This is a genomic window from Streptomyces sp. NPDC002265 (assembly GCF_040296125.1).
GTDB lineage: Bacteria > Actinomycetota > Actinomycetes > Streptomycetales > Streptomycetaceae > Streptomyces.
The window spans coordinates 1-10,362 of sequence record NZ_JBEOWS010000338.1; the positions used below are offsets into that span (position 1 = coordinate 1).

Consider the following 10,362-nt stretch of genomic DNA (forward strand, 5'->3'; position numbering starts at 1 on the left):
CCCCCCCCCCCCCCCGCCGGGCCCCGCCCGGGCAGACCGCGCCCGAGGGCCGGGAGACGAATGTACGCGCGGGTCCGCTGGTGCTGCGCGGCCGGCTGGCGGTGCCCGAGGGCGCGCCCGGGATCGTGGTGTTCGCGCACGGCAGCGGTAGCAGCCGGCGCAGTCCGCGCAACCGGTTCGTCGCGGCCGGCTTGGACCAGGCCGGGCTGGGCACCCTGCTGTTCGACCTCCTCACCGAGGAAGAGGAGGTGGACCGGGCCAATGTCTTCGACACGGAGCTCCTCGCCCGGCGGCTCGCGGACGCCACCGGCTGGCTGCGCGAGCAGCCCGAGGCCCAAGGGCTGGCCATCGGCTACTTCGGCGCCAGCACCGGCGCGGCCGCCGCACTCTGGGCCGCGGCCGAGCCCGACGCGCGGATCGCCGCGGTCGTCTCCCGTGGCGGCCGGCCCGATCTCGCCGGACCACGACTACCGGCCGTGGCCGCCCCCACCCTGCTGATCGTCGGCGGCGACGACCAACTCGTACTCGGTCTCAACCGCGCTGCACAGTCCCGGCTGCGGTGCGAGAACGAACTCTCGGTGGTCCCCGGCGCCACCCACCTCTTCGAGGAACCTGGCACCCTGGAGCAGGTCACCCACCTCGCCTGCGGCTGGTTCACCGACCACATGACCCCGGCCCACCACGGGGTGGCCCGATTCTGAGTACGGGCACGTCGTCGGCCCCGAGCCGGACTTCCCGGCTGAGCACGGTTCTCGGGTGAAGGACAGCTACTGGACCGCAGAGATCGAGCCGTAGTGGCCGCCGTAACTTTGATACAGGACGTTTACCGACCCGTTGATGCCATGTCCCGTCTCATTCAACCGAGTCGTCTTCTCAACGAACCAAGTCGCTCGGGCTTCTGTCTCGGCGAACCCAATCGCGCGGCTGAGGGCACCGGAAGCGCTGGATGGCTGTACCGATGAGGTCGTAGTTCCAGCCCTGCCGTCCTCGCACCGGAAATCCCATGGCTCTCGACTGCCGAATCAGCCAAGGTGCAGGAGTGAGCACTGAAGAGAGTCCCGTCGAGCACGCGGACCGGTGGATCCTGAGCCTTCGCGGCAAGAACGTCACCAAGATCAGCGTGGACTTCCGGCTCGCGCTGGCCCTCGACTCTGACTGGGAAGTCGTATTGGAAGCCCCCGTCAGCCTCTCGCACGGGACAGCCCGCGCCAACTCGTCCGTGCTCTTGCACCCAGAATCGCAGGATGTCGCAGCGGCCCTCGCACTCTTCGGAGCGAAGGTCCTGTCGGCGGTCGCGTTCAAGTCCGGCACCCTGCGTCTCGTTTTCGACACCGGCCACCACCTAACCTGCTCGTCCGATCCGTCTTTCGAAGCGTGGCAGGTCACGGGTCCAACTGGATGGCGCTGCGCATCACTGCCTGAAGGCAGCCTCGCCGTCTGGTCTGGCTCAGGAGCGAGCGAGTCCTGTCCGAGGCACACGATGTGGCAGACATAAGACTTGCGGTCTTTCTCAACGAACTGAGTCCACGCGTCTCACCCAATCCAGTCAGTGCAGGTCGGCACCACGCGGGCGACTGACTTCGATGAGACAGGACTTGGCATCGGCGAAGAGGACAACCGGGTACCCCGTGAGAAGATCGACGGGCTTCCTGACGAGTTCGGCACCTCTCCGCCGTACCCGTGGTGAACGAGGCCTGGTGAGGCCGGGTTTGCCCTTGCGGGCCTGTGATCGCGGCGTGGGTGACTGGTCCGTTCGAGTCGGGCCAGGCGTGGGAGCAGCGCGGGGAAAACCGATGGACGCGGTGTCTTGTGCCTCCTAACCTCACCGGGGTCAGGAGTTCGCGCGTCCGGATGAGGTGCATTTGATGACGGTCCAGGCAACGGCGGCCAGCGTCAACAGGCCGTCCCCCGCTCACGTCATGACCTCAACCGACGCAAGGACTCCCAACAGTGGATCTTCCACGTAGCTTCACCATCCGCGAGAGCAGCCACCGCATCCACAACCCGTTCACCAGCGAGAAGCTGGCTGCCCTGGGACAGGCGCTGCAATTGGCCCCCGGGACGCGCGCCCTCGACCTCGCCAGCGGGTCGGGCGAGATGCTCTGCACCTGGGCGCACGCCCACGGCATCGCCGGGACCGGAGTGGACATCAGCACCGAGTTCACGGCCAAGGCCCGTGTCCGGGCGTCCGAGCTCGGCGTCGCCGATCAGGTGGTTTTCATTCACGACGATGCGTCCGGCTATGTCGCGGACGAACCTGTCAGTCTCGCAGCGTGCATCGGCGCCACCTGGATCGGCAACGGAGTGGTCGGCACGATCGATCTGCTGCGTCGCAGCCTCCGTCCCGGTGGCATCCTGCTGATCGGCGAACCGTACTGGCGTCAGGACCCCCCGGACCAGCGCACCGCCGAAGCGTGCCACGTCAGCGACAAGAACGAGTTCCGACCGCTGCCTGAGCTGATCGAGCAGTTCGGCGAACTGGGTTACGACGTCGTCGAGATGATGCTTGCCGACCAGGACAGCTGGGATCGGTATCGGGCCGCGCAGTGGCTCAACATCCGACGCTGGCTGGACCGGAATCCCGATGACGAGTTGGCCGCCGAGCTGAGAGCCGAGCTCTCCGAGGAACCGGCCCGCTATGCCAGGTACCAGCGTGAGTACCTCGGTTGGGGGGTCTTCGCTCTCATGGGCCGCTGACGGTCACGTCGAGGCTGGGGTCGGCAGCATGCTGCCGGCCCCGTTGGCCGGAGGGCGTGAAGGAAGTGGTTCACGTCGTGGTGGCGAGTTCGATGAGGTGCCGGGCTGTGCCGGCGGGATCGATGATCTGATGAAGATGTGCGCCGGGCAGGTGTGCCACACGCCAGCCGCGTTCGCGCGCCTCGGCGGCAAGGCCTTCGTAGGGAGGGCCGAACAGCAGGTAGGAGCAGGGATGGTCGTCCCAGCCGTCGGGGACCGGGATGTACTGCTCGTAGTAGGACAGCGGCAGAGTGGGCTGCTCCTCAATGATCGTCCGTCGCATGGCCGCATCGGAGAACATGGGTGCGACATCCGCCTCGTCCCACCAGTCGGTCCAGCGTGGCAGCCTGCCGTTCACGGCCATCGGCCCGAGGAACTCAAGCAACTCGGTTGAGGCGACAGGGCTCGGCCCCATCTGGGCCGGCAACGCGGCATCGACGAAGATCGAGCCGGTCACCGGATGGTCGAGACCCGAGCGGATCGCCGGGAGAAACAAGCCCGCATTGCTGTGTCCCACCAACGTGACGGGGCTGCCGGCCGGGACCTGCCGGAGGCCGTCGCGGACGGCACTGACGACGCGGGGCCAGAACGGCGGAGCACCGGTGCCGATGTGCAGCAGGGAGGGCACCTGCACCTGGTATCCCGCCGCCGTCAAGTGTTCGGCCACGGGGCGCCAGGTCGAGGGGCCTACGGACGGACTGTGCACGAGAACGAAGATCGGCCGCATGGGACGATCCTGTCGCCCATCCCATCGGAGCCGCGACAGTGTTGGCCGACAGCAGAACGTGCGACTTTGCGGATGCTCACCTGTCGCCAGGCCCGCGTGCGTTCTTGTGCATCCGCGCCGTCTGGACGTCGCGATGGGTCTATTCGGCCCAGGCACGCTCCAGCTGGCTGCGGAAGGTGGCGGGCTCCCGCCCGATCAGCTCGGCCAGCGTCGCGTCGACGGCGGAGAACTCGCCATTGCGTGCCGCGGCGAAGATGCTCAGCAACAGGTCGGCGATCGGGGCCGGGGCGCCGTGCGCCAGGGCCTGCTCGTGGAAGGCGTCGTCGGGAAGGACGGTGCGGGTGAAGGGCCGTCCGGTGACCCGGGACGCGACCTCGGCGACGGTGCCGAAGTCGAGCGCCGCCGGTCCGGTGAGCGGCGGGGTGGGCCCCTCGAAGCGGCCCTCGTCGGCAAGGATCGCGGCGGTGGCCTCGGCGAGGTCGTCGTGGCCGGTCCAGGTGACGGGGCCGTCTGCGGGAAGGGCGATCTCACCGGTGTGGCGGGCGGGCTCAAGGAACTGCAGGGCACTGGAGGCGTAGAAGCCGTTGCGCAGCGCGGTCCAGGGCAGGCCGGTGGCGCGCAGCAGGTCTTCGGTCTGGGCGTGGTCGCGGCAGGCCTGGAAGCGGGAGTCGTGCGCGGCGCCCATCTGGCTGGTGTAGAGGATGCGGCCGACGCCGGCCTTCACGGCGGCGTCGATGGCGGTGCGGTGGCCGGTGACGCACTCCTCGCCCGTGCGGTCGAGGGAGACGAGGAGCAGCTGCTCGGCTCCCTCGAAGGCGTGCACGAGCGAGGCGGGATCGTCGAAGCTGCCCTGCCGGACACGGACTCCGCGGTCGGCGAGGTCCTTGGCTTTGTGTGGGTCGCGGACGCTGACGCCGACGCGGTCGGCCGGGACACGCGCCAGAAGGCGCTCGACGATACGGCGGCCGAGCTTTCCGGTGGCTCCGGTCACGATGATCATTGGTTCTCCCGACGCTGTTTCCAGTGGAATCACTTCAACGGTAACACTGGAATTATCAATGGAAGCAAATCTTCGATACCATCGGTACATGGCTACCCGTGAGACATCCGACAGCCCTCGTCGTCGCATCGTCGAGGCGGCCGTCGAGCTGCTGGAGAACGGTGGCCCCGAAGCGGTGAGCACCCGTGCGGTCGCCGCCGCGGCCGGGATGCAGCCCCCGGCGATCTACCGCCTCTTCGGCGACAAGGAAGGGCTGCTGGAGGCGGTCGCCGAGCACGGATACGCGCAGTTCCTGGAGGGAAAGCGCGCGCAGCTCGACTCCGCTCCGCAGGACCCGGTGGAGGAGCTGCGCCGCGGCTGGGACGTGGTGGTGGAGTTCGGGGTCTCACGTCCGGAGTTGTTCGCGGTGATGAACCGGGCCACCGGCAGGGCATCGGACGCGGCCCACCGCGCGGGCCTGGAAATCCTTCATGAGCGGGTACGCCGGCTGGCGGCCGGTGGGTGGCTGCGGGTCGACGAGGAACTGGCCGCACAGATCATCCAGGCAACCGGCCAGGGCGCGGTCACCACCTGGCACTCCACCCCCGCGGAACGCCGCAATCCGGCACTGCTGACCATCCTCCGCGAATCCGTGGTCGCCGCCGTCACCCGCGCCGAGCCGACCATCCCCGCCGCGGAGACCGGCCCCGCCCCGGCGGCCCGCGCGCTGCGCGCCGCCCTCCCCGACGACGCCGATGTCCTGAGCGACGCCGAGCAGCGCCTGCTGCGCGAGTGGCTCACACGCCTGGCCGCAGAGGATCGCGCGCCGCACGCCTGATCACACGTCCCGCCAGACCGGAGTTCCAAGACGCCGGCCAGTTGGCTTCGTGACCGTGCCGGTGCCGGGCCAGCGCCTATACCCGTACCGTCAGGGGGGCCGCCCCCGGCACCACTGCTGCCAGAACCCTGAATGGCCGCATCTGCCCCCCTCCGCACTGGACTGCAGTTTCAACCGTGCGTAGGTCCCGCTGGAGTGGCGTGGCCTCCTTCTGCTGCACAAGAGGCGATCAACTCCGGTATCGTGCACGGTAATCTCGGCTGGGTGAATGCTCTCCCCACCGTCGGCCCACCGGAGATCCTCGCCTCGCTCGGTGTGTCCTTCCGGCTGCGCGAGCACCCCGATGTGACCAGCCCGGTAGAGGTCTGCGCCGCGTTGGGCGTTCCGTTGGAACGGACGGTCAAGACCCTGGCATTCGTCACCCCCGAGGACCGCCTCCTGCTGGCGGTGCTGCCCGGCCATGCCCGGCTGCGCTACGGCGCCCTCGCTCGCGCAGCCGGGATCCGCCGCAGCGACCTGTCTCCCGCCGATGCCGGGCGGCTGGCACGAACGGGGATGCAGCCGGGCGGGGTGTGCCCCGTGTCCGCGGACCGGGCTGCGGTGGTGGTGTTCGACGAGACGGTCGGCGGCCTGGGACGTGTGCACTGCGGCAGCGGCCGGCGCGGCAGCAGCATCGAGATCGAGGCGGCGGAGCTCATGGCCGCTGTCCCAGGGGCATCTACGGCGTCGATCGGCAGCCTCCCAACGGACGGGCCGGCATGACGACCGTCCGCGACGCCACGCCCGAGGACGCCGATGACATCTACCGTCTGCTGAGCGCGTTCGTGACGAGCCACCAGCCCGACCGAGCCGTCTTCGACGGCGCCACGTTCCCCCGGATCATCGAGGACGCCTCGGCGGGCCGCGCCGAACTCTTCGTCGCCGAGCAGAACTCGAGCGTGGTCGGGTACCTGCTCGCGGTGCGCATGCCCACTCTCTTCGCCGGCGGCACGATCCTCGAACTGCTCGAACTCACCGTGGCCGAGCCCATGCGGGGCCGCGGTACGGGTTCCGCGCTGATCCGGGCCGCGCAGGCGAAGGCCCGGGCGGCGAAGGACGTCGAGGTGACCGTGCCGACCCGCAGAGCGGCCGGCTTCTATCGCGCTCTGGGGTTCCACGAGACCGCCGTTCATCTCAAATGGTCCACCACATGACCGGGCATCTGTCGACCAATCGGCCGGGCGAGACGGGGAATCCATGCAGATCCGCGGAATAACGGCACTGGTGACCGGCGCGAACCGGGGGCTCGGACAGGTGATGGCCCGGCTGCTCCTGCAACGCGGCGCACACCGCGTCTACGGTGGGGCACGCGACCCCAGGTCAGTCGTCGAGCCCGGCGTGATCCCGGTTCGCCTCGACATCACCGATCCCGCCCAGGTGACCGCGGCAGCCGAGACGTGCTCCGACGTGACCTTGCTGGTCAATAATTCCGGCGTCCTGACCGACAGCCCCCTGCTGGCCGCGCCCGACCTGGACGCCGCCCGTACGGAGATGGAGGTCAACTACTTCGGCACGCTCGCCATGTGCCGCGCCTTCGCCCCGCTGCTCACGGGCAACCCGCCCGGCGCCGTCGTCAACGTGCTGTCCATCGCGAGCTGGTTCACCAACCCCGCGATGGGCTCCTACAGCGCCTCCAAGGCCGCCGCCTGGGCCCTGACCAACGGGATCCGCGGTGAACTCCTCGACACCGGCGTCCTCGTCGTCGGCGTGCACTGCGGATACATCGACACTGACATGGCCGCGCAGGTCACCGGTCCCAAGAACTCCCCGGAAGCGATCGCCGAGCAGGCATTCGCCGCCGTAGAAGCGGGCGAGACGGAAGTCCTCGCCGACGAACGCACCCGCCAGGCCGAGGCAGCCCTCGGACTCGCTCCTGGCACAACAGCTTCCGCCTGGCGCCCGTAACACCCCCTCTCAACGGCGTGTCGCGCGCCACGGACCGGCGAGGTGAGAGACGGAGCAACTCCCCGACACCAGCAACCTTGCAGGAGTAGTTCCGGGTGGGGATCCTCAAGGTTCTGTCAGCGATCTGCAGAAGGTCCAGGTCAAGCCGCGGCTGACCCGGGGCATCCCCTGGTTACAGGCACTGCATGGCTATTACCTGAGGGCGTGTTACTTCCTGGGACGACAGGGGCGCAGGTTGAGCATCGGCGGATGAGACCGGTGAGGCACCTGCCTGCCCCGTCGGCTCCGAACCAGTCGCCGCGGGTGCTCGGCGTCGATGAGTTCGCCTTCCCCCTAACCGCCGGACTTGTTCCCCCATGTCTCGGCTCACTACAAGGACATGCCGCAATACAGGCGTCGTCGCGGCGCGGCGTCGCGGGCGAGTTGGCCGAGGCGTTCCAGGAAGTCGGCCATGAGCCCTGGGTCCTCCCCGCCACCGTCCTCCGTGCGGGTCCATGCGGTGGCGGCTTTCAGCAGGCGCTCCGGGGTGGCTGCTGCGAGGGCGTCACGAAGGGTGTCCGTGAGCGAGACGAGCCAAGGCCCGTCGTGCTCGGCGTCGTTGAGCAGTGCGCAGAAGCGCGGGTCGGCTTCCACTTGTTCCTCGGATACTCCTGTCAGGTGGGCTTCGATGGTTCCGAGGATCAGGTAGGGGTCTGCCCCCTTGAGGCCGAGCGTGCCGAATGGGTCGACCATGCTGTCGTCTTGGAACAGCGCGAGGGCTTGCGTGTCGCTGGTGGCCGCGTAGTAGTCGTAGATGTTTCCCATGGCTGAATCGTGCCAGTCCGTGGCAGCGTCGTTCAGGGGTGCTGTCGGATCGGACCAGGTGATATCGAGGGCCGCCAGGGGTCGGGGCGTCTCAGCTGTGTACGAGTCCGGCGCACCTGCCCGGACAACGCCCAAGCCTGCGATCTCGCCCGGGCACCCTTCAATCTCGCAGCGGCACACCGATTCACATGTACACGACACGCGACCGTCAAATACTGAAATAAAAAGGGGCTTGCGGGTGGCCGATAATCAAGCTTTCACCCCGCTCCGTGCGGTCTCGATCTAGACATTTAGAGGCGCATTCCGGCCCAGGGAGTCATAGATACTTGTCGCATGCAGCTGTCTTGCAGGATCTTCGTATGGCAAGCCAGATAGACGAGACGACGGAAGGGCGCACGGAGGCCGGCGGAAACCTTTTTGGCGAGCCTTAATGCGTCCGACCGTGACGTTCTCTGCCCTTCGAGTCTTGAATGAAGGAGAAGTTGTGATTTCAAGGACGCTGAGGGTCGCCCGTTCCGTGACCGTGGCAGCAGTGGCCACCGTGGCCGTCACGATGGCCACGCCCACGGGCAATGCGTTCGCCATCGACCACGTCGAGTGCCGTGGCGGGGAGAACTTCCTGAAGATCTGGTCGCACCTGGACGGGAGGTCCAGCGTGGACTGCTACGCCAATAAGGGCCGGACCAGCTTCGGCTCCTGGTGGGTCGACCGCATTTCGACGGGCAACAACGATCTCATCTACTTCGACGTGAACGGCGACTCGGTGCGCATCAACCGATGGACCGACATCACTTTCCCGAGCCGCCCCCCGAAGGTCAAGGACATCGAGATCCTTTAGTGGACGAGGGTAACTCATCGGGAATAGTCACACCGGCACGCAATCCGTTCGGATGTAAATTCCTTTCAGTGTGGAGCTGAATTCTATGCGGGAATGAACCCGATTCGCCGCGGCTTATCGATGCAGGTCACGCATTTTCCGCGCGGCCTGCATCGGCCTGTTCCCGTAACATTCCGAGGGCCGTGGTCACGGACGCTCGGGTGTTCTCGTAGGCGTGCCTATCGAGTAGTTGGTCGGGCCGGTACTCCACGCGCAGCAGAGTCGAGGCGGCCGCCGACAGCACGATGCCGACGGACATGCCGTGGGTGATCGCGGGCGGGGCCACACCGATGTCCAGGACCAGGGCGACGGCTGTCGCAGCCGGTACGGGCACCGGACCGAGCCGGACGGATACGACGTCCGGGACGCCGGGCCCTCCGGCTCACGGGCGACGCGCTGGGCGCGAGTTGCGATCGGGGCGAAGGCGGCGATCCGGTGCTGCCGCTCAGCAAGGCCCCCGTCGGCGGCACGGACGGTGACGGAAGCGGACATGGTCCCCCTGGCATTGCGGGCACCCTGCGCCCGGGCCGACGCTCTGTACGGGTGACAACACCGTGTCGCTGGAGTCGGCGAGTGAGACATCACGAGAGTTTGGTCGCAAAACCCCCATCTCGGCCTGACGCGTGAGAGGAACACCGTGAAGCGGTTCGGTATCTACGCCACCCTGCCTTTTGTCGCCGCTGTGGCACTGACGGGCACCATGACGGGCCAAGCTTCCGCTGACCCTTGGGACGATCTCGGACACCCCGTGGGACCCATCACCACCATCATCTTCAACAACGGCAACAACAACATCACCAACACCCAGATCGGTAACGCCCAGGGCGGCGGCATCGGCAACACGCAGGGCGGCACCCAGATCGGCAACCACAACACCCAGGGCGGGACCCAAGGCGCAGGTAACCGCAACACCCAGGGCGGCACCCAAGGCGCGGGCAAGCGCAACACCCAGGGCGGCAACCAGGGCGCAGGCAACAAGAACACCCAAGGCGGCACCCAAGGCGCGGGCAAGCGCAACACCCAGGGCGGCAACCAGGGCGCAGGCAACAAGAACACCCAAGGCGGCACCCAAGGCGCAGGCAAGAAGAACACCCTGGGCGGCACCCAAGGAGCGGGCAACAAGAACACCCTGGGCGCGACCCAAGGCGCGGGCAACAAGAACACCCAAGGCGGCACCCAAGGCGCAGCCGCCGCAAGCACCCAGGGCGGTACGCAGGGCGGTGGATTCGCGGCGGACCGGCTCGCCGCGATCGACGCCGCCGTAGCGAAGGCCGTCTGGTGGAGGATGTGGGCCGCCAACGGCCCCTACCTGCCCGACACCTACGCGAACCGTCTTCCCTGGATGTAGCTCCAACCTGGCTCACACGCCTGATGGCCAACCCGCACCAGAGGCAACCGGCCGCGGTGGTCACCGGTGCCCCCGGCTTGAGCTCGCAGTGGTGGGCGGGGTCCGCGGC

At 68.0% G+C, this 10,362-nt stretch carries 13 protein-coding genes; 9 read left to right on the plus strand and 4 right to left on the minus strand.

Annotated features, from left to right (window positions below; genetic code table 11):
• The 3 genes from ABT085_RS37790 to ABT085_RS37800 all read left to right on the plus strand — a co-directional run.
• Window positions 1–701, plus strand: a 701-nt coding sequence (locus ABT085_RS37790) for a dienelactone hydrolase family protein (RefSeq protein ID WP_351618823.1), incomplete at its 5' end; no start/stop codon positions are given.
• Window positions 702–1,039: 338 nt separating this feature from the next.
• Window positions 1,040–1,495, plus strand: coding sequence for a DUF6188 family protein (locus tag ABT085_RS37795; RefSeq protein WP_351618826.1), 456 nt, complete (start codon window positions 1,040–1,042; stop codon window positions 1,493–1,495).
• 455 nt (window positions 1,496–1,950) lie between these two features.
• Entirely contained in the window at window positions 1,951–2,697 is a 747-nt protein-coding gene (locus tag ABT085_RS37800) for an SAM-dependent methyltransferase (protein ID WP_351618829.1), read from the plus strand.
• 70 nt (window positions 2,698–2,767) lie between these two features.
• On the opposite strand, the gene ABT085_RS37805 is transcribed toward ABT085_RS37800, so the two are convergent.
• Window positions 2,768–3,463 (minus strand): alpha/beta fold hydrolase, encoded by a 696-nt coding sequence (locus ABT085_RS37805; RefSeq protein WP_351618831.1) that lies wholly within the window; start codon window positions 3,461–3,463, stop codon window positions 2,768–2,770.
• 139 nt (window positions 3,464–3,602) lie between these two features.
• Complete coding sequence (locus tag ABT085_RS37810; protein ID WP_351618834.1) at window positions 3,603–4,463, minus strand: SDR family oxidoreductase; 861 nt, start codon at window positions 4,461–4,463, stop codon at window positions 3,603–3,605.
• 88 nt (window positions 4,464–4,551) lie between these two features.
• Between ABT085_RS37810 and ABT085_RS37815 the strand changes: the two genes are divergently transcribed.
• From ABT085_RS37815 to ABT085_RS37830, 4 genes are all read left to right on the plus strand, one after another.
• Window positions 4,552–5,280, plus strand: coding sequence for a TetR/AcrR family transcriptional regulator (locus tag ABT085_RS37815; protein ID WP_351618836.1), 729 nt, complete (start codon window positions 4,552–4,554; stop codon window positions 5,278–5,280).
• A 264-nt stretch (window positions 5,281–5,544) separates the two neighbouring features.
• Window positions 5,545–6,042 carry an aminoacyl-tRNA deacylase gene (locus ABT085_RS37820; protein ID WP_351618838.1) on the plus strand — a complete coding sequence of 166 codons (498 nt, stop codon included), beginning with the start codon at window positions 5,545–5,547 and terminating at the stop codon, window positions 6,040–6,042.
• Window positions 6,039–6,473, plus strand: coding sequence for a GNAT family N-acetyltransferase (locus tag ABT085_RS37825; protein ID WP_351618841.1), 435 nt, complete (start codon window positions 6,039–6,041; stop codon window positions 6,471–6,473). Before ABT085_RS37820 ends, ABT085_RS37825 begins: the two co-directional genes overlap by 4 nt.
• Before the next feature lie 43 nt (window positions 6,474–6,516).
• Window positions 6,517–7,224 carry an SDR family oxidoreductase gene (locus ABT085_RS37830; RefSeq protein WP_351618844.1) on the plus strand — a complete coding sequence of 236 codons (708 nt, stop codon included), beginning with the start codon at window positions 6,517–6,519 and terminating at the stop codon, window positions 7,222–7,224.
• 369 nt (window positions 7,225–7,593) lie between these two features.
• On the opposite strand, the gene ABT085_RS37835 is transcribed toward ABT085_RS37830, so the two are convergent.
• Window positions 7,594–8,028 (minus strand): hypothetical protein, encoded by a 435-nt coding sequence (locus ABT085_RS37835; protein WP_351618847.1) that lies wholly within the window; start codon window positions 8,026–8,028, stop codon window positions 7,594–7,596.
• 553 nt (window positions 8,029–8,581) lie between these two features.
• On the opposite strand from ABT085_RS37835, the gene ABT085_RS37840 reads away from it, so the two are divergent.
• Window positions 8,582–8,866: a beta/gamma crystallin domain-containing protein gene (locus ABT085_RS37840; RefSeq protein WP_502982906.1), complete on the plus strand. Its 285-nt coding sequence runs from the start codon at window positions 8,582–8,584 to the stop codon at window positions 8,864–8,866.
• 127 nt (window positions 8,867–8,993) lie between these two features.
• Here ABT085_RS37840 and ABT085_RS37845 read toward each other — a convergent pair whose 3' ends face one another.
• On the minus strand, window positions 8,994–9,164 hold the full coding sequence (locus ABT085_RS37845) for a hypothetical protein (RefSeq protein ID WP_351618853.1): 171 nt from the start codon (window positions 9,162–9,164) through the stop codon (window positions 8,994–8,996).
• 378 nt (window positions 9,165–9,542) lie between these two features.
• On the opposite strand from ABT085_RS37845, the gene ABT085_RS37850 reads away from it, so the two are divergent.
• Window positions 9,543–10,253, plus strand: a complete 711-nt coding sequence (locus tag ABT085_RS37850) for a hypothetical protein (protein ID WP_351618856.1) — start codon at window positions 9,543–9,545, stop codon at window positions 10,251–10,253.
• The last annotated feature ends 109 nt before the right edge of the window (window positions 10,254–10,362 follow it).

Bases quoted from the DNA above. Each gene is read 5' to 3' on its own strand.
- ABT085_RS37805 (WP_351618831.1), bottom strand. From the start codon at position 3,463: ATGCGGCCGATCTTCGTTCTCGTGCACAGTCCGTCCGTAGGCCCCTCG.
- ABT085_RS37810 (WP_351618834.1), bottom strand. From the start codon at position 4,463: ATGATCATCGTGACCGGAGCCACCGGAAAGCTCGGCCGCCGTATCGTC.
- ABT085_RS37815 (WP_351618836.1), top strand. From the start codon at position 4,552: ATGGCTACCCGTGAGACATCCGACAGCCCTCGTCGTCGCATCGTCGAG.
- ABT085_RS37825 (WP_351618841.1), top strand. From the start codon at position 6,039: ATGACGACCGTCCGCGACGCCACGCCCGAGGACGCCGATGACATCTAC.
- ABT085_RS37830 (WP_351618844.1), top strand. From the start codon at position 6,517: ATGCAGATCCGCGGAATAACGGCACTGGTGACCGGCGCGAACCGGGGG.
- ABT085_RS37835 (WP_351618847.1), bottom strand. From the start codon at position 8,028: ATGGGAAACATCTACGACTACTACGCGGCCACCAGCGACACGCAAGCC.
- ABT085_RS37840 (WP_502982906.1), top strand. From the start codon at position 8,582: ATGGCCACGCCCACGGGCAATGCGTTCGCCATCGACCACGTCGAGTGC.
- ABT085_RS37845 (WP_351618853.1), bottom strand. From the start codon at position 9,164: ATGTCCGTCGGCATCGTGCTGTCGGCGGCCGCCTCGACTCTGCTGCGC.